The following is a 19751-nucleotide window of genomic DNA, read 5'->3' as shown; positions in this document are numbered from 1 at the left end:
GAAATGTGATGGGTGATAAATGGCTTGTTGGTATAGACATTGGTGGAACAACAATTAAGTTGGCTTTTGTAACTACTGAGGGTAAACTTGTTACAAAGTGGGAAATTCCAACAAATATTGCTGAATCAGGAAAGTATATTACAAAAGATATTGCTCGAACAATAGAGGAAAAAAGAATTCAGCTTGGCATTGATAAAAATAAACTCTTAGCAATAGGATTAGGAGCGCCGGGTTTTATAAATATGGAAATGGGCTTTATTTACCAAGCGGTTAACATAGGGTGGAAAGATTTCCCTTTAAAGCTTCAATTAGAAGCCGATACGGGCCTTTCTGTAACGGTTGACAATGATGCTAATATTGCAGCTCTTGGAGAGATGTGGCGTGGTGCCGGAAATCAAGCGAGAAATCTACTTTGCGTTACCCTTGGGACAGGAGTTGGAGGTGGTGTGATTGTAAATGGGCAAATCCTTCATGGTGTTAACGGTATGGCCGGGGAAATTGGACATATAACGTCAATCATTGGTGAACAAGGAGCACCTTGTAATTGTGGAAAAACGGGTTGTCTAGAAACGATAGCCTCTGCTACTGGGATTGCAAGACTAGCAAAAGAAGGTGTACTAAATAGACCAGAGAGCTTGCTGAAACTAGTCTTAGACCAAAACAGTAAGCTTACCTCTAAGGATGTATTTGAAGCGGCTAATAAAAATGATCGTCTTGCAGTGGAGATTATAAATGAAGTTACTTTTCATTTAGGACTTGCATTGGCAAACTTAGCCAATACTCTAAACCCAGAAACGATCGTACTTGGTGGAGGAGTTTCTAAAGCGGGAGATAGTCTTTTGAAACCAATAAAGCAACAATTTGATCGGTATGCTTTAGGCAGAGTGGCCGATGGATGCGAGTTTCGAATTGCAACCTTAGGAAATGATGCAGGAGTAATTGGTGGTGCGTGGCTTGCTCGGAAAGGGTAACGCTCACGTACGTATATCACATACATAAATTAATAATAAGATCGTTAGATTGAAACTAAGTTGAAGAAGTGACCATAAAAGGAGACAGGTAGAAAATGTCAGACTATCGAATAGAGCGTGATTTAATTGGTGAAAAGCAAGTACCAAAGGATGCCTATTATGGTATTCAAACAATGCGTGCAAGGGAGAATTTCCCAATAACAGGGTATCCTCCTCATCCTGAGTTAGTACGTGCATTTGGTTATGTTAAAAAGGCTGCAGCAATGGCAAATCGTGATGTTGGTGTACTTAATGTTAATATTGCTGACGCTATAATTGAAGCGTGTGACGATGTAATTTCGGGTAAATTGCAAGAGAACTTTATTGTTGATGCAATCCAAGGAGGCGCTGGTACCTCATTTAATATGAATGCGAATGAAGTCATTGCCAATCGTGCTATTGAATTACTTGGAGGAAAAAAAGGAGAGTACATGAGGGTTAGTCCGAACACTCATGTGAATATGGCGCAATCGACAAATGATGCTTTTCCAACAGCAATTCATATAGCGACGCTTCGCTTGGCAGAAGGCTTAACGACTGAATTACAAGATCTCGTTAATAAACTAAAAGAAAAAGAGAAAGAATTTGATGATGTGTTAAAAATGGGACGTACACATCTCCAGGATGCTGTGCCAATTAGGTTGGGACAAGAATTCGGTGCGTATCAACGTGTATTGAATCGTGACCTTAGTCGAATAAAAGGTTCTGTAGAGCATTTATATGAAGTAAATATGGGAGCGACGGCAGTTGGGACAGGACTAAATGCAAAACCTGAATATATTGAAAAAATAGCTGGGTATTTAAGCGATATTACTGGTTATCCATTTGAAACAGCGGAAAACCTTGTGGATGCCACCCAAAATACAGATGCTTATACTGAAGTTTCAAGCGCATTAAAAATAATGGCCATTAACTTATCAAAAATGTCTAATGATCTGCGATTAATGAGTTCAGGGCCACGAACAGGTTTAAACGAAATTAACCTACCTGCAAGGCAGCCAGGATCATCTATTATGCCTGGAAAGGTAAATCCGGTAATGTGTGAAGTTGTGAATCAAATCTCTTTTCAAGTCATAGGGAATGATCACACAATAAGTCTTGCTTCTGAAGCGGGGCAATTAGAGCTGAATGTAATGGAACCAGTATTAGTTTTTAATTTATTGCAATCATTGTCAATTTTGCAAAATGGTATTCGTGTTTTTAGGGAGTTTGCAATAGATGGAATAACGGCTAATATTGAAGGGTGTCGCGAGATGGTTGAAAGAAGTGTAGGGATTGTTACAGCCATTAACCCACATGTAGGTTATGAAGTTGCTTCAAGAGTAGCAAAGGAAGCCATCCAGTCGGATCGCCCAGTTCGAGAAATTTGTTTGGAAAAAGGGATCCTTTCTGAAGAAGAATTAAATGAAATTCTTGATCCGAAAGAAATGACGAATCCAGGAATTGCTGGTGCTAGATTTATGCAGGGAGACAGTTAAAAAGTGAGAGCCATATAGGAACTTATTTCTAGTTCTGTGTAGCGTCTCCACAAGAAAAAGGGTGACTCAAACGTTTAGCTTCTATGAAATTGTAGTGCAACCGTTTATTTTTCTCTGCGCTATAAAGTAATAATTTAGAAGCTAATACAGTTGAGTTGCCCTTTTTTTGAAAATTACTATTTGTTGAAACGTTTAAAAGGCTTCAATCGTCTATATAGTATCTAAAGACAATCATGTGTATGAAGGAGGGTAGAGGGAATTGATGAAACGGCTATTTTTTAGTTTAATTATACTTCTTATAGTTTCAGCGTGTACTCAATCTTCATTAGTAGGTCAGCCGTTACCGAAAAGTTTGATGGAACTTCCCAAAAAGCGTGATATACCGTTCTCTTTTTTCACAGGTTCTCAAATTATTCCAATTCAAACAAATACTCGTGTTACAGAAGTCATGAGTTGGTATGACGGTGAGACAATTTTATATTTGCAAGAACAGGATGACGTGTCTGCAATTTATAAACATGACCTTTATTCAGGGGAGTCTTCACTTTTTTTTGATACGGAAGGTTGGATTGTAGATATCATCGCTAACGCTGATCATACGGTTTTTGCCATTCAACACATTACGTCAGATAATGAAGCAAGACTATTACTATTGGATCAGAATGGTGAGATAAAACAGACCATAATGGGATATGGGGAAGAGTATAGTATCTACTGGAATCCTTATAAGGTTGAGACGTACGTTATGGTAGCTTTTTTACCTAATTGGGAATACGAAACTTATGTGGGGAATGTAACAAATAATGAAATATCACAAGTAAATCTTGAACAGTCTTATGTTCAATGGATATCGCCTACAAATGTCGGTTACTTAAAATGGGATGAATTTGAACCTGGCTATCAAGCGCCATTATATGAAGTGAATGTCGAAAATGGAGAGATAAATAAATGGGAAGAAGCTGTAATTGCTTTTATGAGCTTCCCCGATGGAGTGTCGCTTTCTGTAACGGTTGACTCAGTTTACGATTTAGCATCCCAATACACTTTTTATCAAGAGCAAGAAGCTTTCCGTTCTATTGAGGTCCCTATTTTGAACACATACTCTGAACAATGGTGGATACCTTTTTATACTTATGACGATTGGAATGGAATTTTTTATTATTTACGGCCCAAATATAGTAGTGATTTCTTTAGCTATGAAGATGGCTTTGAGTTAATTGCTTATAATGTGGATGCTGATTCTGAAGAAAAGATAACTACATTAGAAAAACATGTTCCACTTTCAATATCTCCAGGAGGTTCTTTTCTTTTACTAGGTGAACGTTATGAAAATGCTTATGATTTATCAGAACAAGTGGTGGTTCCCATTTGGAACGGTTAGTTGGGAAATACTTCCCCTCTTGCTTTTTTACAGTAGTCTGTCATAATAAATAGTAATAAGTTCTGTATTTTAAAGACTAGGGGTGTCCATAACGATGGACTGAGAAGAAGGTGTTGCCTTTTACCCTCATACCTGATCTGGATCATGCCAGCGTAGGGAAGTCGTATTAGTCGTATTCCGTATGTTCGGGGTGCGACTTTTTTGTATTACAGATAGAAGGTGGGAGACCTATGAGAGAGTTTAAGCTATATGCGATAACCGGAGAAGAATTTCATCAAGGCCGTGACTTAACTGAAGTAATGGAAGAAGCGATTCTTGGTGGTGTGGACATTATTCAACTGCGTGATAAGAACAGCAGTAAACGAGATGTTTTAAGAAAAGCTAGAGCGTTGCGTGAACTTACAAGTAAACATGATGTTTTATTCATTGTTAATGATCATATCGATGTAGCCCTTGCTGTTAATGCAGACGGAATTCATCTTGGACAAGATGATTTACCTCTTTCTGATGCTAGGAAGATAATGGGGCCTGATAAAATTATTGGAATATCGACTCATCGTATTGAGGAAGCACGTGAGGCTGAAGTTGGAGGTGCTGACTATATTGGAGTAGGGCCAATTTTTCATACAAATAGTAAAGTAGATGTTGTAGATCCAGTAACAACAAATTATATTAAACAAGTTGTTTCCGAAATCAAGATTCCATTTGTAGCTATTGGTGGAATCAAACTGCATAATGTTGATCAAGTGCTTGATGCTGGAGCAACTCGAATTTGTATGATCTCTGAGATAGTAGGAGCTAAGGATATTAAAGGGGTTTGTGAGAGTTTTATCAAAAAATTAGCTGAAAGGGAGAGTGAATAAGGTGCGTTTGATTATTAATGGAGAAGAACATAATCTAGAAGTTTCTACACTTGAAGAAGTTGTGACTTATTTCAATCTTGAACCACATCTTGTCGTGACAGAAGTAGATGGAATGATAGTTGAGCAAGGGGAATGGTCAGATACTAAAATAATAGAAGGAATGAAAATTGAATTAGTTCAATTTGTCGGAGGGGGATGATCGGATGAAAAAAAATAAGCTTACAATTGCAGGTAAGGAATTATCCTCTAGGTTTTTCCTAGGAACAGGTAGGTATCCAAATCCCTTTGTCCAAAACGAAGCTATTAAAGCATCGGAAGCTGAGGTACTTACATTTGCCATTCGGAGAGTAAATCTAGATGCGCCGAATGAGGACGCAATACTGCAACATTTAGAAGGAATGTCATTTACGTATTTACCGAATACATCAGGTGCAAAAACGGCTGAAGAAGCAATTCGAATTGCAAGGCTTGCTAAAGCATCTGGTCTAAGTGATTGGATAAAAGTGGAAATTAGTGTAGATGAAAAAACACTTTTACCAGATCCTATTGAAACCCTTAAAGCAACGGAGGTTCTTGCAAAGGAAGGATTTGTTGTCTTACCGTATACATCGGATGATCCCGTTCTTTGTAAGAGGTTAGAAGAAGCTGGCGCGGCAGCTGTTATGCCTGGGGGAGCACCTATTGGAACTGGCTTAGGTATTTTAAACCCGTATAATCTTGAATTAATCATTGAGCAAGCTAATGTACCAATTATTGTTGACGCTGGACTCGGGTCAGCCATGGATGTAGCACAAGCAATGGAGTTGGGGGCAGATGGAGTTTTAATGAACACACCTGTAGCTAAGGCAAAGGACCCGGTGAATATGGCAAAGGCGATGAAGTATGCAATTGAGGCTGGGAGACTTTCCTATGAAGCTGGTCGAATTCCAAAAAAGAAATATGCTACAGCTAGTAGTGGCTTAACGACACTTGTTTCAAAATAGTAAGTAAATTGGGGGAGTATTAATGCAAGAGCGAGTAATTATACTAGGTGGAGGTGTCGTTGGGCTAGCAACTGCGTTTGAACTTAGTAGAAGAAATTATGATGTTACTGTGTTAGAAAAAACAACGTGTGGTGGACAAGCATCTGGAGCAGCAGCAGGGATGCTTGCTCCTTATTCTGAGATTGGCGAAGACCCAGATGATTTCTTTCGGTTCTGTTTGGATAGTTTACGTATGTATAAAGGGTGGCAGCAAGAAGTTAAAAACATCTCGAAAATGGACTTTGAATTTTCAGAGAGTGGAAGTATTCATGCAGTCTACCATGATGCTGATGTTTTGGCACTCGAAACAAGGCAGTCATGGCAACGTGAGTGGGGAGCAGAAGCAGAACTGATTTCAGATGAACGATTGTGGAAAATGGAACCGAAGCTAGCAAAAGATGTCAAGGCAGCTATGTATTACCCTGAAGAAAGTCATGTGTTTGCTCCTGACTATGTTAAGGCACTAGAGATAGGCTGTCGTTTAAATGGAGTCCAAATTTATGAAAACCTTGAACATGTAGAAGTAGTGGATTATAAACAATCAGTAACATTACGGTCTAAGGATGAGCGTGAATATACGGGTGACCGGTTAATTGTTTGTTCAGGTGCATGGTCTAGTGAACTAGAAGAAACGTTCGGTTTGAGAATTCCGATATACCCTATTAGAGGTCAAATTTGTGCGTATGACGTAGAGGTTGATTGTATCAAACATATTGTTTATACAAGTCAAGGGTACCTTGTTCCAAAGGCAAATGGAACGCTAGTTAATGGAGCATCTGAAGATATTGCAGGATTTCGTACAGATGTAACTGATAAGGGGATAGCCCGATTAACAAACTGGAATAAACATGTATTTCCATTTTTAGAGCAAGAAAAGCCTTTTCATACATGGGCAGGATTAAGACCCGCGACACAGGATGGCTTCCCGTTAATAGGAAAATTAGACGAAGCTCCACAAGTCGTTTTTGCTACAGGCCATTACCGAAATGGTATTTTATTAAGTCCGATAACAGCAGTGGCTGTAGCTGACTTGCTAGATGAAAAACAGTACTATGCACCACTAGCTTCCTTTAAACCGGAACGCTTTACTTAGTGCGCCAAGGGAAGTAGTTGTGAGTGAGTTTCATAGAGGATTCTGTATGGTACATGAAGCTATTTGAAAGGATGATAATAAGTGTCAATAGCAAAAACATTAACAATTGCTGGCTCAGATAGTGGTGGTGGTGCTGGTATCCAAGCTGACTTAAAGACGTTTCAAGAACTAGACACATTTGGAATGAGCGTTATCACGGCATTAACGGCACAAAATACTCTTGGTGTACATGGTGTATTTCCTCAGTCGTTGGAAGCGATTGAGGCTCAACTTGATGCTGTTTTGTCAGATATAGGTGCTGATGCAGTAAAGACGGGTATGTTGTTTTCAGGTGAGATTATTACACTTGTTGCTAAAATGTTAAAGAAATATGAAGTCGAAAATATTGTAGTTGACCCAGTCATGATCGCAAAGGGTGGAGCTTCTCTTCTTCAGGAGGAGGCTGTCAGAGCACTAACTCAAGAGCTTTTGCCAATTGCAACTGTTATAACTCCAAACCTACCTGAGGCTGCTAAGATTCTTGGAAGACGAGAAATGAGAACAATTGAAGAGATGGAACAAGCCGTAATTGATCTTCATAAACTAGGCCCAAAATATGTTGTGCTAAAAGGTGGTCATCTACTAGATGGACCAGCAGTTGATTTATTGTATGATGGTGAAGCAATTCATGAACTTAAAAGTGATCGGATTAATACTCGGCATACTCATGGAACAGGATGTACATTTGCAGCGGCCATTGGAGCTGAACTAGCTAAAGGCGTATCGATAAAACAAGCGGCAGAAACAGCAAAAGCGTTTATTACAGTGGCAATTTCTAATTCTCTGCCAATTGGTCAAGGAATTGGACCTACTAACCATGCTGCATTTAGAAAAATACAATAAAGCTTAGAAGCCAGCCGGTTTATTCCTGTTGGCTTCTTCTTAGATTTATAAGGAGAAAATGAATTATAACATTGAATGTTAAAGATGAAAGGATTCGTTTCTTTCCTGATGGCTTAGTGTCTTGTATAATGAACAAAGGGTCTTGATGATTTAAACAATACATAATATGAAAAAGGAAGAAGGTACAAAATGTTTCGTGGAAATAAGCCAGTTTTAATTCTACCAGCTATACTAGTAGTCTTAATGCTTTTCGGAGGTTACTACTTTTTAGAACACTCGGAAACGATTACGAATGAAGAGCTCCAAGATGTAATAGAATTTCAGGTTAATATAGAGGAAACAACAACTGGATTAAAGGTTACTGCTTATTGGGATTGGACAATTATGCCACAAGAAGGTTTGTATGGAGAAGATTACATTGGCGTGACTGTTCTCGATCAGGAGACCAATAAACCTAGGATAGATTTTGTGGTTGAAGAAGGATTGCTTGAACTGTATTATGCAGATCGTACGATTGAGGAATCTCAAGGAACATTAGTCGATAACGGTATTATCTTCCCTTTTTCTAACAAATTTGTTGAACATGAAAGTTACGGAAATCTAGGCCGTTTTCACGTGAATTTAGCAGGAGAAAATCTTGTCAAAGACGATGTTATTGTATCTCTTCTTCATACGTGGACAGATCACACACCACTTGAGAAGGAGGATGCATTATTTGTGCAACCGACTTTTATCAATGCAGCCAATGTTCCTTACTGGGTTGCTACGTTTGAAGCAGAGTAGTATAAAAGTGAGAAAAGGAGTGTGTACATGAAAATTAGAGGACTCTCCTATCAGAACGGGATATTTTTTATAGGGAAACAACATGTTTCATGTGCATTTCATAATGAAGGTCGTCTGAGAAGTTGGGTGAAACCAATCAATGCTTCAACGTTAACAACGATGATAAAACAAATTACCTTTTCCATGCCAATATGGTTTACAATATTAACGGTTATCTATATCAGCTTAATCTTTATTCCGAAGTTCATAGTGATTTGGCAACCTACTGTTTGGGCTGGCCTTCCTTATTTCTTTCTGTTTTATTATATGTTTGGAACTCACTTCTTTTTTCCGAGACAACTTCGGAAATATCACGGGGCTGAACATAAGGTTTTTAGCGATAATGGTTTAATAAGTCGAGCTCGTTTAGCTCAAATTCAGAAAGCTAGTATTACCAATCGTTATTGTTCCACGAATATAGTGGTGATTTACTTTCTATCTGTTATCGTACTAACATGTGGTTTATTTTTATTTTCAAAGATGTTTCTATGGTCTTTGGAGGTTGCATCGTATAGCAGTTTACTTTTAATTCCAATTACTCAAAAACTAATGGGGCATAAAAGGTTTTCATTCTTAAAAAAGCTGATTTTATCGATCTCGTATTGGCTGCAAAGACATATTACGACTAATGAACCAGAACGATCACATATGGTGGCTTCGATTGAATCGTTTCGAAAGCTAGCCAGAAAAGAATTCCCAGAAAGACTAATTGTTAAGCGTCCAACTATAAAGAAGGAGGAAAAGAAATTGGCAATTGTTGATGTAACTGTAGTTCCAGTTGGGACAGAGTCCCCGAGCGTTAGCAAATACGTAGCAGAAATACAAGAAGTGCTAAGCTCTTATGAAGAAAAAATAAAGTATCAATTGACACCGATGAGCACAATTATTGAGGGAGAGCTACCTGTATTATTTGAAGTGATTCAAGCGATTCACGAAGTACCGTTTAAGCATGGTCTAAAACGAGTTACAACGAACATTCGCATTGATGATCGACGTGATAAAGTATCCACAATGGAAGGCAAAGTAAAGACAGTTCAAACACAACTTGAAAAAGTAGAAAAGGCCGATCAAATAGAAGAATAAAAAGGAATGGTGACATAAGGTCACCATTCCTTTTTAGTTAAATATTTCGTCATTGTAACATGAGGGATTCCAGCGTCAAGAAATTCTGCCGATACTGTTTCATAACCTAGTTTTTTATAAAAGTCTTGAGCTTGAATTTGGGCATGTAATTTGGCTTTTGTTGCTCCTTCTTCAACCATTGTTTTTTCGATTTCCTCCATTATTTGGCGGCCGACTCCTGTTCCTCGTGCGCGTTTGGCTATACAAATACGTTCCACTTTGCCAAAGCCGTCAACAAAACGAAAACGACCAGCTCCGATTGCTAAGTTATTATCATCATATACGACAAAGTGAGTTGCTTCCTCTTCATGATTGTCAATTTCCTCTTCCATTGGAACCTTTTGTTCTTCAACAAACACTTCCGTACGAATTTTGTAAGCATCTTCTAATTGTTCGGTTGTTGAAACTTTTATAACTTTCATAAAATGATTATACGTCCTTTCCTAAGCGAAATGTTTCATAGACGGTCCAAGAACCGTTCTCAAGTTGATATAGCAATTGGATTCGATCAATCTTTTCTTGGTGTTTGATATTTTTCATTTTTAACTGTCCGACAACATCTGAATGTTCTTGGTTCGAAAGGTCTTGACCGATTGTGAGATGTGGAATAAAACCGTATTTTTCATTTGGAGAAAACGGCTCATTGTGTAATGCCTCGTATAAATAAGTTAATGATTCATGTTCACGTATTTTTAAAAATATCGTATTTGATTGTGGATAAAAAGTGTCGACTTTATAAATATCAATATAAGCAGGATCTGCCTTTTTCGTAATTTGTTGAAGTTCCGTAATAACAGAAGAGAGCTCTTCTTCTCGAATCTCAAAAGCTTCCTTCAAAGTGATGTGAGGTGGAATAAGAGCGTAATGTGAATCATAACGCATACGATAAGAATTAGCTTGATCTTGTAATTGTTTTGACGGAAATAAGACAATTCCATATTTCATATTTCAAGTCCTCCTTTTGTAAATATCTTTTTACGATAAGAGCGTTGTTAGTCCGTTAATTAAATCCTTTTGCCAATAAGTCCAAGTATGATCCCCATCAAATTCTCCAAACGTATAAGAAAATGCTTTATTTTGAATTTGTTCGGCCAATTCTCTATTTGGCGTCAAAAAATCAACTATTTGCCCATCTGTAGTCTTAACAGCAGTCTCTTGTTTTCCTATAACATGATAAATGGTTAAACGTTCAGGCTTTGAATAAGAATGAACTGCGCCTAGAACGGTATCATCTACATATGGTGAATGCATCATCACTTGACCAAAAAGGTTTGGATAAGCAAGTGCCGTCAGTAAAGAAACAGTACCTGCAAGTGAATCACCTGCTAGCGTTCTGGATGAAGCTAGTTGGTGAGTTGGATATTTTTCGTCAATATATGGAATCAGTTCGTTTGCCAAAAAACGAATGTAGGCATCAACCTTTTCACCATCGGGATGATATCTTTTTCTCCTTTCAGCAACGGAAGGATAAGGAACTCCGACGATAATTGTCTCGTTAATTTCACCTTCCTCAATTAACTGTTCAGCTAGTCGAGGGATCCTACCTAACTGAAAATAATCATTTCCATCTTGGCAGATTAGAACATCATATGTTTGCATTGGGGTGAAGTTAGGTGGAGTATAAATAAGAAATGAAATATTATCTTGTAACTCTTTACTAGCAATATTTGCTTCAGTAATAGTCCCCTCTAACGGTCTTCTAGCCATTTGTCTCAAACCCTTTCTATAAATACCTCATTATATTTTACATAATGATTGCTAATAATGCCATCGTATCCACTTAATTACATTTAATCGGTAACGATTATTGACAAATGCATAAGAACAAATTGTGAAGTTCATTAATATTTTGTAATATGGTAGAAAAGCTCAGAAAGGTATGAAGGTATCATGGCAAAACTTCCAAAATGGATATACTATAAACAAATATTCCGATCTAAGTTTCAAGCTGGGTGTGTAAAAGCTAAAATAGAAGATAATTGGGTTAATGGTTATGAAGTGGGTCCACTCGTAGAAATAAAAAAACTAAAAGCCGATAAATTTATAGTTCGATACACATATGATGAAAAGCTTTAGCTATCTAATAAGTATAGCGTTCGAGAATAAAGTTAGAGGTTGTCTCAATAGGTCTAACGATGGAACAGGACATAATACTTATTGCTAAACAAAGGATTATATCTTGTATGCTTGGGGAACCTGATCGACAACCTCTTTTCGTTCTATTAGTCAAATAACTTTTTATAAACCCCATATCCTTCTTTTTCTAAGTCTTGCTTTGGAATAAAGCGTAATGCTGCAGAATTAATGCAATATCTTAAGCCAGCTGGCCCTGGACCGTCGTTGAATACATGTCCTAGGTGTGAATCAGCTTCTTTACTTCTAACTTCAGTTCGGATCATACCATGACTAAAGTCTTCTTTCTCGATAACTTCTTCTTCAACGATTGGTTTTGTAAAACTTGGCCAGCCACAGCCTGCATCGTATTTATCTTTTGAACTAAAGAGAGGTTTTCCGGAAATGATATCTACATATATTCCTTCTTCTTCAAGGTTGTAATATTCATTTTGAAAGGGTGGTTCCGTGCCATTTTCTTGTGTAACGGCATATTGTATTGGCGTAAGGCGTTTTTTTAAATGTTCTTTTTCAAATCTACTCATTTTTCTCTCCTCCCCAATGGTGGTCGATAAAATTTTTACGTCCTGAACCAGTGTAGTATCTCATGTAATGAACTGGATTTTTCTTATAATAATCTTGATGATAATCCTCTGCGGTATAGAACTTTTGAGCTGGCAAGATTTTAGTAGAGATTGGCTTGGTGAATTTCCCATTTTCACTTAGTTGTTTCTTAGAGTGTTCGGCTATGACTCGTTGTTCGTCACTATGATAAAAAATGGCGGTACGGTAGGAATCACCACGGTCAAAAAATTGTCCCCCTGGATCAGTAGGGTCAATTTGCTGCCAAAAAATCTGTAGTAATTGTTCATATGTAATTATAGCTGGGTCAAATGTAATTTGTACGGATTCATAGTGACCAGTTGTTTCAGAGCAGACTTCTTCGTATGTTGGATTTTCCTTTTGTCCCCCTGTATATCCCGAAACAACGGCATTAACACCTTCAAATTGATCAAATGGTTTCACCATACACCAAAAACAACCACCAGCAAATGTAGCCTTTGTATTCTGTGTTACACTCAAAAGCGTTTCCTCCTTTCTGAACTAGTTTAATTATAACAAGGATCCGTTAATACGAAAAATAAAGGTACTTACATTTGAAAGTTAATAAATTACTGTGTTTGATACCAATATTTATACACAAGAAGATACTTTTAGTTTATCTATTAAAGATATTTATAAACTTTTTAAAGTTACTTACCACTGAAAGTTGTTGGGACTAAAGAATATTTTTACAAGTCCTGAGAAAAAGTAGAAAAGAATAGGTTTAGATCATTTTTTATTTAGGGTAAAATAAATTGTTGGTAGTTATTTGTCTTTATCAGTTAAGCAACTAGGAGGTTAACATGGGTCAAAACACTGAGAGTAAAAAACTAGGAAGTGTCCTAATTATATCGGCTGTAATTGTTGCAATCTTTGTTCTTTGGGGAGCATTGTCTCCAGGATCATTGGACGCTGCTGCAGGACAAGGTCTTAGTTGGATGTTGGATAACTTTGGTTGGTTCTATATGTTATCTACAGCTTTTTTCGTATTGTTTGTAATCATTCTTGCAATTAGTCCTTTAGGAAGTATCCGTTTAGGTAAGCCAAACGAAAGGCCACAATATTCTTGGTATTCATGGATTGGAATGTTGTTCGCGGCCGGTATTGGTGTTGGTTTTGTTTTTTGGGGCGTAGCAGAGCCTGTTTTATATTATTTTGACACGCCAGCAGGCTTTAATCCTGAAACACCGGAAGCAGCAATAGCAGGGTTACGCTATGCAGTTTTCCACTGGGCATTACATCCATGGGCAATCTTTTCTATTGTTGGTTTAACATTAGCTTACGTGCAGTTTCGTAAAGATCGACCGGCTTTGATAAGTTCTGCGTTTTATCCACTCTTAGGAGATAAAGTAGAAGGCCCACTTGGAAAATCAATCGATATTTTAGCTGTTATTGCCACATGTACAGGGGTTGCAACGACATTTGGCTTAAGTGCACTTCAGATCACAGGTGGCCTTTCGTATATTTCGCCGATCCCAAATACTGTGGCAACACAAGTCATTATCATCGCAATTGTTACGTTTCTGTTTATGTTTTCAGCTGCAAAAGGCGTAGACAAAGGTATAAAAAGGCTTAGTAATATTAACTTAGCCGTAGCAGCATTGTTACTTATTTTTGTCATTATTGTCGGTCCTACGTTATTTATATTGGAAAGTTTTGTGACAACTTTAGGTGGTTATATTACCAATGTTGCTTCAATGAGTTTAACAATGACACCTTTTATTGAAAGCGCATGGCTAGGTACAAATACGATCTTTTTTTGGGCGTGGCATATAGCGTGGGCACCTTTTATGGGTATTTTTATTGCAAGAATTTCACGTGGACGAACAATTCGTGAATTTATGGCTGGGGTACTAGTGGTTCCGTCGATTTTAGCAGTTATTTGGTTTACGACATTTGGAGGTACAGCTCTAAGTATGGAGATTGCAGGTACTGCTCCTATCGGTGAGCTTGTTATGAACAATGTTGAATTGGCCCTTTTTGCGATGCTTGGGGAATTGCCACTAAGCGCAATCACAAGTTTTATCGCCGTAGTTCTTATTCTCATCTTCTTTATCACATCAGCTGATTCGGCTTCCTATGTACTTGGAGCTATGACGTCACATGGCAGTTTAAACCCTAGCTTATTTTCTAAAATGTTATGGGGAGTTTTAATAGCAGGGACAGCATCTGTATTACTAATAAGTGGTGATGGGGGACTAGGAGCTCTGCAAACTGCCTCGATCATTGCGGCTCTTCCGTTTGCGATCATAATGGTAATCATGATTATCTCAGTCATCATGATGCTCGGAAAGGATTATCAGTTAGAGGGGCGAAAACGTCGCAAAAAGAATAGAAAAGAATTTAAGGCTGAAATCCGAGAAGAAATGTATGATGAAATAAAAGAAGAGTTATATGATGAAATGAAAGAAGAAGTATACGACGAAATGAAAGAAGAAATGATAAGTGAAATGAAAGAAGAAGTATATGACGAAATGAAAGAAGAAATGATTAGTGATTTAAAAGAGGAGATCAAGGAAGATCTTATTGACGAGTTCGAAAGCAATGACAAAAAGTAAATGAAATTAGTGATTACAAGGTCAATAGTCTAACACATCGTGTCCATATGCATCATATCCTAATAATGCCAATGGCTATAAATGAACGGGAGAAAGGATGCATATGGATGGAGAACTATCAGCAAGAGCTTATGGATCTTATGGTTAAAAAAGTACTAAGTAAGCACAAAGTTAAACCAGCATCTGATTTATCTAATAAAGACAAAGAAAAAGTAAAAAAAGTTGTTGAAGAAATTCAATCAGAAGTTGAGAGCTTCCTTGAAAATCAGAACAAGAATCTCAGTGAAAAAGATTTTCCTCAAAATAACATTAAAGACTCTACAGAAGAAGAGGATAAAAACGAGGTACAAATGAATCCAGTCGTCAAAGATTCATTAAAAAAAATTATGAAGAGTAACAACGATTTAAGTCAAGTAAAGACATTTATAAACAAATTTAATAAGTAACTTTAGTGTGGTGACTCAGGGTCTAAATGATCTCTGAGTCTTTTTTTGTCTAGAAAAAATAAATTGGACGTTTTTTGTGAGTCAAATGACCAAACAGATTCCATTATGAAACAATATTGTAAATTAGAATGGAAAGGAGGAATCGTAAATGAGTCAAGAAGTATCGCAGCCTGCTGGCCAACTAGATAAGATATTACAACAATCAGAGGAGTATATTTTCATTAGTGATTCTTGCGATATAAATGTTAGTTCGACGGATACCCAAGCAGCAGTTTCGCTACAGGCATCTTTACAAGCGGCAATTGCGCTGATCATCAGCATCTCTGTTGCTAGCAGTCAAGAGGCAGAAAGAATTACACAGGAATTATTACAGATTACCAAGACGAAGCAGATGAACGTACAAAAGACGGTGATCGAAAACTCAAAAAATGTTGATGTAACGACAACTGATACGCAAATCGGAGTTAACATTCAACTATTGTTGCAGATTCTTCTAGCCTTGTTAGTTAACTTGGATGTTCTATAAATATAACTAGAAATATGGTCTTGAATTTGAATAAGGGTGGCTCTTTAAAGAAGAGCCACCCTTATTTATCACTCACTACGATAGGTAGAAATTAGACGCTTACTCTGAGTCAAATGACCAAGCAAAATAGCCGTTGTTACATAGTGTAAATTAGAAACGGAAAGGAGGAATTGAAAATGAATCAAGACGTTTATTATTCAACATCAAAGAAAAAAGACAAAAAGTGGTCTGCGCTTGACTCAAGTGCGTGTCACCCAACTGATGATGCAACAGTAGTGCAAGATGCTGCCCAAGTAGATAAAACATTTCAACAATCAGAAGAGTATATTTTTATCAAAGATTCTTGTGATGTAACGGTAAGTTCGACAGATACAAAAGCTGCCGTTTCTCTTCAAGCTTCCTTACAAGCAGCGATTGCGCTAGTAATTAGTATATCGGTAGCTAGCAGTGAGCAAGCAGAGCAAATCACTCAAGAATTGTTGCAAAGTACAAAAACAAAACAATTATCACTTCAAAAAACAGTTATCGAAAATTCTAGAAATGTCGATGTAACGACAACTGATACGCAAATTGGTGTTAATATCCAATTGCTTCTGCAAATTCTCCTAGCGTTACTAGTTAACCTAGATGTTCTATAAGAAAATGAAGATAGTAGAGGCAAGGGGATCTCTTAACAGGTTTAGTTTTGTAGAAAATATCAAATAGCAATAGACCAAGCGTGCCAATTCATATATGATTTGGTGCGCTTGTTTTTGTTTTTTGATTTGACTAATTTATGGGCATGCACCTAGCTTTGTATTTGTGCTAAGGCATAGACTTTAAAGAAAATATTTATTGTACTTGTATCGTAAAAGGTGAGTTTATTTTAAATATTGATCAGCACCCAACTTGTTAACCAAAAAGGTCCCATTAATATCCAAGAGGGCAATGTCCACCTTGGGTATTAATGGAACCTTTTATTTTTGGGTGAATAGAGTATCAATGAATAAATCTCATCTGTAAGGAGCTGGAATTATGTTTTATCATGTGGACCAACTGCAGTACAATGCTAAACCATCAAGACCAGATGCTGTATATGCAAAAAAACTTCAGGAAATACTTGGTGGACAATTTGGTGAGATTTCTGTAGCATTGCAATACTTATTTCAGGGGTGGAATACACGTGGAGATGAAAAATATCGAGACTTATTAATGGCGACTGGTACGGAAGAAATGGCCCATGTTGAAATGTTAGCGACGATGATCGCACGTTTGTTAGAAAATGCTCCTATCGGAGACCAAGAAATAGCAGCAAAAGATCCTGTCATTGGTGCTGTATTAGGAGGAATGAATCCTCAACATGCAATTGTTAGTGGTCTAGGAGCCATGCCGGCTGACAGTGTTGGTAACCCTTGGACTGCATCTTACATCAATGCAAGTGGGAATTTGTTAGCTGACTTTCGATTAAATCTAACTTATGAATCTCAAGGGCGTTTACAAGCTGTTCGATTATATGAGATGACGACGGATCCCGGTGTGAAAGATATGCTTTCTTTTTTGATTGCACGTGATACAATGCACCAAAATCAATGGTATGCAGCAATTTGTGAATTAGAAGAAAAGGAAAATATTGTGGTTCCAAGTACATTTCCACGAGCTCTTGAAAAGCAAGAGGTAGCCTATGATTATTATGATTTATCTAGTGGAACCGCAAGCAAAGCAGGACGTTGGGCATCTGGGCCAAGTATGGATGGAATGGGGCAATTTAAATATTATCATAATCCAAAGCCTTTCGGGAAAATTCCGAAATTAAGACCAGCACCACCTTATGTACACAATACGGTTCTACCTCAACCACCTCATATGCCTCCTCACATGGCATAAAAAAAGGGAAGTCGATTGGATATTCCTCCATTCGACTTTAGACTGCTTTAATATCTTTTAGTAAAAAGTTATTTTTGTTCTTTTACGTAGTTTTTTAGGTTCGTAAGCAATATTTTATCTTCTTTGTAGTTATGATCAAACTCAATCCCATATTCATAAGAGTGTGCTAATGCCTTTTTCCAGACAACTTCCCCTCTTATTATTATTTCTTCGGATTGTAAAGTAAAGTTGATTTCAAGTGAGGTTGTTGCATCATCTGGATTTGGTAGAGAGAGTGTTGAATTCCCTCTTAAACCTCCTGGGCTTATATCAAGAATATGCAGTACACCATCAGAACTATTCACTAATTTATTATTAATTTTGACTAACTTAAATTTCGCAGCAATCGGAACTTCGAAAGTATAACGAAAAGAATCATTTCTTCGGTAAGGCATTAGAATCTCTCACTTTCCCTACGTAACTTTAAAGTAAGTATAGCTAAACTTGTGTGCTATTTCATTATTTTATTTGTCATAGTATTGATGTTAGTTGATCTTTGTGAAAATCTAAAGTAATTTGTGAAAATTTGTAAAAAATATAAAACGGCTTCTAACAGTTGAGTGAGTTTAGTATGATGAGTACAGTTGGAGGCGCAAACAGTAACATTCCAACTCAACTATAAAGGAGGAATAAATGATGAGCAAAAAACTACTTTATACGTTATTAGTGGGGGCACTTTCAGTAAGTTTACTAGCAGCATGTGGTGAGCCGGTGGATGAAGATACACCAGTAGATGAGCCTGCAGAAGTGGAAGAGCCAGTAGATGAAGAGGAAGCAGTAGAGTAATTATACTTAAGTTTTTTATTAAATCGATATTGGTAATAGCGTCCATTTTAGGGCGCTTTTTTTTGTAGTGAAAACAATATAGAGAAATAGTAAAAGCTTCGGCAAATAATCGCTCTATATATTTGATAAATAGTGAAGAATTTGCTAAAAGTAAGAAGAACAGTTAATTAAAAAAAGATTTCCAACGAACAAACAATGTGTTAATATGCATTTACGAGTATAAATATTATATTACTAAAAAATATGGGGGGATTATGATGAAAAAGAAATGGTGGATGTTAGGAATGTCTGCACTACTATCTGTAGGGGTGCTCACAGCATGTGGTGGAGCAGATGATGAAGAGACAACAACGCTTGTTATGGGGACTTCGGCGGATTACCCACCGTACGAATCAATTGACCTTGAAACTGGAGAAGTTATTGGGTTTGATGTAGACATTGCGAACTACATAACAGAAGAATTAGGTTATGGCCTACAAATTGAGGACATGGATTTTGACGGATTGATACCAGCGCTTGAATCTGGTCGAGTAGATTTTGTTCTTGCTGGAATGACACCTACGGAATCTCGTCAAGAAAATGCAGATTTCTCTGATATTTATTTCACAGCTAAAAACTTAATCGTTTCAAAAGAGGATGCAAATATTACTTCGCTTGAAGAGTTAGAGGGGTTAAAAGTAGGAGTCCAGCTAGGATCTATTCAAGAAGGAGAAGCCGAGGATTTAGCTGAGGACTACGGCTTTGAAGTTGTGAAATTAAATCGTATTCCTGAAATTGTGCAAGAACTATTAGCTGGACGAATCGATGCTATTTTGATGGAGGATACCGTTGCTGCAGGTCATATGGAAGCACAACAAGAGTTAACTAGCTTTGAGCTTGAAGCAGAAGGAGAGGTAGGTTCTGCAATTGCTTTTGCTAAAGACAGTGAACTCACGGAGCCTTTTAACGAAAAGTTGAATGAGCTAATTGACAGTGGTAAGATGGAAGAGCTAATTTTACAATGGTTTGATGCTGAAGAGTAAAATCTATTAACAGCCCGCGAACAGTTTTTGTTCGCGGGATGTGTTTGTTAATGATGTGAAGAAAAGCGAATTTGGCTTTAACATTATTGGAAATAGTGAAGAAAACCTAAACTGAAGATTACT

At 37.4% G+C, this 19751-nt stretch carries 24 protein-coding genes and 1 riboswitch; of the genes, 18 read left to right on the top strand and 6 right to left on the bottom strand.

The window, feature by feature from the left end; genetic code table 11:
* Positions 1-8: 8 nt before the first annotated feature.
* The 10 genes from AC1FXZ_RS13780 (at position 9) to AC1FXZ_RS13735 (ending at position 9634) form a co-directional block, all read left to right on the top strand.
* On the top strand, positions 9-971 hold the full coding sequence (locus tag AC1FXZ_RS13780) for an ROK family glucokinase (protein ID WP_480054576.1): 963 nt from the start codon (positions 9-11) through the stop codon (positions 969-971).
* A 95-nt stretch (positions 972-1066) separates the two neighbouring features.
* Complete coding sequence (gene aspA / locus AC1FXZ_RS13775) at positions 1067-2488, top strand: aspartate ammonia-lyase (RefSeq protein ID WP_480054574.1); 1422 nt, start codon at positions 1067-1069, stop codon at positions 2486-2488.
* A gap of 262 nt (positions 2489-2750) precedes the next feature.
* Positions 2751-3869: a YqgU-like beta propeller domain-containing protein gene (locus AC1FXZ_RS13770; RefSeq protein WP_480054572.1), complete on the top strand. Its 1119-nt coding sequence runs from the start codon at positions 2751-2753 to the stop codon at positions 3867-3869.
* Positions 3870-3937: 68 nt separating this feature from the next.
* Positions 3938-4045, top strand: a riboswitch (TPP riboswitch).
* A gap of 54 nt (positions 4046-4099) precedes the next feature.
* Positions 4100-4732, top strand: coding sequence for a thiamine phosphate synthase (gene thiE / locus AC1FXZ_RS13765; RefSeq protein ID WP_480054570.1), 633 nt, complete (start codon positions 4100-4102; stop codon positions 4730-4732).
* Between the two features lies 1 nt (position 4733).
* The gene (gene thiS / locus AC1FXZ_RS13760) at positions 4734-4931 is read left to right on the top strand and encodes a sulfur carrier protein ThiS (RefSeq protein ID WP_480054568.1); all 198 of its coding nucleotides are present in this window, start codon (positions 4734-4736) and stop codon (positions 4929-4931) included.
* A gap of 4 nt (positions 4932-4935) precedes the next feature.
* Entirely contained in the window at positions 4936-5715 is a 780-nt protein-coding gene (locus tag AC1FXZ_RS13755) for a thiazole synthase (protein WP_480054566.1), read from the top strand.
* A gap of 22 nt (positions 5716-5737) precedes the next feature.
* Positions 5738-6847 carry a glycine oxidase ThiO gene (gene thiO / locus AC1FXZ_RS13750; protein WP_480054564.1) on the top strand — a complete coding sequence of 370 codons (1110 nt, stop codon included), beginning with the start codon at positions 5738-5740 and terminating at the stop codon, positions 6845-6847.
* An 81-nt stretch (positions 6848-6928) separates the two neighbouring features.
* Positions 6929-7729, top strand: coding sequence for a bifunctional hydroxymethylpyrimidine kinase/phosphomethylpyrimidine kinase (gene thiD / locus AC1FXZ_RS13745; protein ID WP_480054563.1), 801 nt, complete (start codon positions 6929-6931; stop codon positions 7727-7729).
* A gap of 189 nt (positions 7730-7918) precedes the next feature.
* Positions 7919-8512, top strand: a complete 594-nt coding sequence (locus AC1FXZ_RS13740; RefSeq protein ID WP_480054561.1) for a hypothetical protein — start codon at positions 7919-7921, stop codon at positions 8510-8512.
* Positions 8513-8539: 27 nt separating this feature from the next.
* Complete coding sequence (locus AC1FXZ_RS13735) at positions 8540-9634, top strand: MTH1187 family thiamine-binding protein (RefSeq protein WP_480054559.1); 1095 nt, start codon at positions 8540-8542, stop codon at positions 9632-9634.
* A gap of 20 nt (positions 9635-9654) precedes the next feature.
* Here the strand turns inward: AC1FXZ_RS13735 and AC1FXZ_RS13730 are convergent, their stop codons facing one another.
* From AC1FXZ_RS13730 to AC1FXZ_RS13720, 3 genes are read right to left on the bottom strand one after another with little or no spacing between them, the layout of a single operon-like run.
* Positions 9655-10095, bottom strand: coding sequence for a GNAT family N-acetyltransferase (locus AC1FXZ_RS13730; RefSeq protein WP_480054557.1), 441 nt, complete (start codon positions 10093-10095; stop codon positions 9655-9657).
* A 7-nt stretch (positions 10096-10102) separates the two neighbouring features.
* Positions 10103-10618, bottom strand: coding sequence for a YjcG family protein (locus AC1FXZ_RS13725; protein WP_480054555.1), 516 nt, complete (start codon positions 10616-10618; stop codon positions 10103-10105).
* Between the two features lie 30 nt (positions 10619-10648).
* On the bottom strand, positions 10649-11380 hold the full coding sequence (locus AC1FXZ_RS13720; protein WP_480054553.1) for an esterase family protein: 732 nt from the start codon (positions 11378-11380) through the stop codon (positions 10649-10651).
* A 183-nt stretch (positions 11381-11563) separates the two neighbouring features.
* Here AC1FXZ_RS13720 and AC1FXZ_RS13715 point away from each other — a divergent pair, with 183 nt between their 5' ends.
* Positions 11564-11749 (top strand): hypothetical protein, encoded by a 186-nt coding sequence (locus AC1FXZ_RS13715; RefSeq protein WP_480054551.1) that lies wholly within the window; start codon positions 11564-11566, stop codon positions 11747-11749.
* Positions 11750-11895: 146 nt separating this feature from the next.
* On the opposite strand, the gene msrB is transcribed toward AC1FXZ_RS13715, so the two are convergent.
* Together msrB and msrA are read right to left on the bottom strand one after the other, a co-directional pair.
* Entirely contained in the window at positions 11896-12330 is a 435-nt protein-coding gene (gene msrB, locus AC1FXZ_RS13710; RefSeq protein ID WP_480054549.1) for a peptide-methionine (R)-S-oxide reductase MsrB, read from the bottom strand.
* A complete protein-coding gene (msrA, locus tag AC1FXZ_RS13705) occupies positions 12323-12868 on the bottom strand; it encodes a peptide-methionine (S)-S-oxide reductase MsrA (protein WP_480054547.1) in 546 nt (181 codons plus the stop codon). The genes msrB and msrA overlap by 8 nt, the downstream gene beginning before the upstream one ends.
* A 323-nt stretch (positions 12869-13191) precedes the next feature.
* Between msrA and AC1FXZ_RS13700 the strand changes: the two genes are divergently transcribed.
* The 5 genes from AC1FXZ_RS13700 (at position 13192) to AC1FXZ_RS13680 (ending at position 17781) form a co-directional block, all read left to right on the top strand.
* On the top strand, positions 13192-14946 hold the full coding sequence (locus AC1FXZ_RS13700; RefSeq protein WP_480054545.1) for a BCCT family transporter: 1755 nt from the start codon (positions 13192-13194) through the stop codon (positions 14944-14946).
* 107 nt (positions 14947-15053) lie between these two features.
* Positions 15054-15392, top strand: a complete 339-nt coding sequence (locus AC1FXZ_RS13695) for a hypothetical protein (protein ID WP_480054543.1) — start codon at positions 15054-15056, stop codon at positions 15390-15392.
* Positions 15393-15540: 148 nt separating this feature from the next.
* On the top strand, positions 15541-15918 hold the full coding sequence (locus AC1FXZ_RS13690) for a spore coat protein (RefSeq protein ID WP_480054541.1): 378 nt from the start codon (positions 15541-15543) through the stop codon (positions 15916-15918).
* Between the two features lie 176 nt (positions 15919-16094).
* Complete coding sequence (locus AC1FXZ_RS13685; protein ID WP_480054539.1) at positions 16095-16556, top strand: spore coat protein; 462 nt, start codon at positions 16095-16097, stop codon at positions 16554-16556.
* Between the two features lie 376 nt (positions 16557-16932).
* A complete protein-coding gene (locus AC1FXZ_RS13680) occupies positions 16933-17781 on the top strand; it encodes a manganese catalase (protein ID WP_480054537.1) in 849 nt (282 codons plus the stop codon).
* A gap of 68 nt (positions 17782-17849) precedes the next feature.
* On the opposite strand, the gene AC1FXZ_RS13675 is transcribed toward AC1FXZ_RS13680, so the two are convergent.
* Complete coding sequence (locus tag AC1FXZ_RS13675) at positions 17850-18215, bottom strand: PilZ domain-containing protein (protein ID WP_480054535.1); 366 nt, start codon at positions 18213-18215, stop codon at positions 17850-17852.
* A gap of 241 nt (positions 18216-18456) precedes the next feature.
* Between AC1FXZ_RS13675 and AC1FXZ_RS13670 the strand changes: the two genes are divergently transcribed.
* Together AC1FXZ_RS13670 and AC1FXZ_RS13665 are read left to right on the top strand one after the other, a co-directional pair.
* Positions 18457-18606, top strand: a complete 150-nt coding sequence (locus AC1FXZ_RS13670; RefSeq protein ID WP_480054533.1) for a hypothetical protein — start codon at positions 18457-18459, stop codon at positions 18604-18606.
* A gap of 254 nt (positions 18607-18860) precedes the next feature.
* Positions 18861-19628 (top strand): transporter substrate-binding domain-containing protein, encoded by a 768-nt coding sequence (locus AC1FXZ_RS13665; RefSeq protein WP_480054531.1) that lies wholly within the window; start codon positions 18861-18863, stop codon positions 19626-19628.
* Positions 19629-19751 lie beyond the last annotated feature (123 nt).

The organism is Halalkalibacter sp. HAAS-P014 (genome assembly GCF_056619965.1).
The sequence above is the reverse complement of the archived record's forward strand: the minus strand, read 5'-3'. Positions and strand labels throughout refer to the sequence as shown.

Coding starts and splice junctions, on each gene's coding strand:
- aspA (WP_480054574.1), top strand. CDS start 1,067: ATGTCAGACTATCGAATAGAGCGTGATTTAATTGGTGAAAAGCAAGTA.
- AC1FXZ_RS13725 (WP_480054555.1), bottom strand. CDS start 10,618: ATGAAATATGGAATTGTCTTATTTCCGTCAAAACAATTACAAGATCAA.
- AC1FXZ_RS13680 (WP_480054537.1), top strand. CDS start 16,933: ATGTTTTATCATGTGGACCAACTGCAGTACAATGCTAAACCATCAAGA.
- AC1FXZ_RS13670 (WP_480054533.1), top strand. CDS start 18,457: ATGAGCAAAAAACTACTTTATACGTTATTAGTGGGGGCACTTTCAGTA.
- thiO (WP_480054564.1), top strand. CDS start 5,738: ATGCAAGAGCGAGTAATTATACTAGGTGGAGGTGTCGTTGGGCTAGCA.
- msrB (WP_480054549.1), bottom strand. CDS start 12,330: ATGAGTAGATTTGAAAAAGAACATTTAAAAAAACGCCTTACGCCAATA.
- AC1FXZ_RS13735 (WP_480054559.1), top strand. CDS start 8,540: ATGAAAATTAGAGGACTCTCCTATCAGAACGGGATATTTTTTATAGGG.
- AC1FXZ_RS13755 (WP_480054566.1), top strand. CDS start 4,936: ATGAAAAAAAATAAGCTTACAATTGCAGGTAAGGAATTATCCTCTAGG.
- AC1FXZ_RS13665 (WP_480054531.1), top strand. CDS start 18,861: ATGATGAAAAAGAAATGGTGGATGTTAGGAATGTCTGCACTACTATCT.
- AC1FXZ_RS13675 (WP_480054535.1), bottom strand. CDS start 18,215: ATGCCTTACCGAAGAAATGATTCTTTTCGTTATACTTTCGAAGTTCCG.
- AC1FXZ_RS13780 (WP_480054576.1), top strand. CDS start 9: ATGGGTGATAAATGGCTTGTTGGTATAGACATTGGTGGAACAACAATT.
- AC1FXZ_RS13720 (WP_480054553.1), bottom strand. CDS start 11,380: ATGGCTAGAAGACCGTTAGAGGGGACTATTACTGAAGCAAATATTGCT.
- AC1FXZ_RS13715 (WP_480054551.1), top strand. CDS start 11,564: ATGGCAAAACTTCCAAAATGGATATACTATAAACAAATATTCCGATCT.
- AC1FXZ_RS13685 (WP_480054539.1), top strand. CDS start 16,095: ATGAATCAAGACGTTTATTATTCAACATCAAAGAAAAAAGACAAAAAG.
- AC1FXZ_RS13700 (WP_480054545.1), top strand. CDS start 13,192: ATGGGTCAAAACACTGAGAGTAAAAAACTAGGAAGTGTCCTAATTATA.
- AC1FXZ_RS13695 (WP_480054543.1), top strand. CDS start 15,054: ATGGAGAACTATCAGCAAGAGCTTATGGATCTTATGGTTAAAAAAGTA.
- AC1FXZ_RS13730 (WP_480054557.1), bottom strand. CDS start 10,095: ATGAAAGTTATAAAAGTTTCAACAACCGAACAATTAGAAGATGCTTAC.
- AC1FXZ_RS13770 (WP_480054572.1), top strand. CDS start 2,751: ATGAAACGGCTATTTTTTAGTTTAATTATACTTCTTATAGTTTCAGCG.
- thiE (WP_480054570.1), top strand. CDS start 4,100: ATGAGAGAGTTTAAGCTATATGCGATAACCGGAGAAGAATTTCATCAA.
- AC1FXZ_RS13690 (WP_480054541.1), top strand. CDS start 15,541: ATGAGTCAAGAAGTATCGCAGCCTGCTGGCCAACTAGATAAGATATTA.
- AC1FXZ_RS13740 (WP_480054561.1), top strand. CDS start 7,919: ATGTTTCGTGGAAATAAGCCAGTTTTAATTCTACCAGCTATACTAGTA.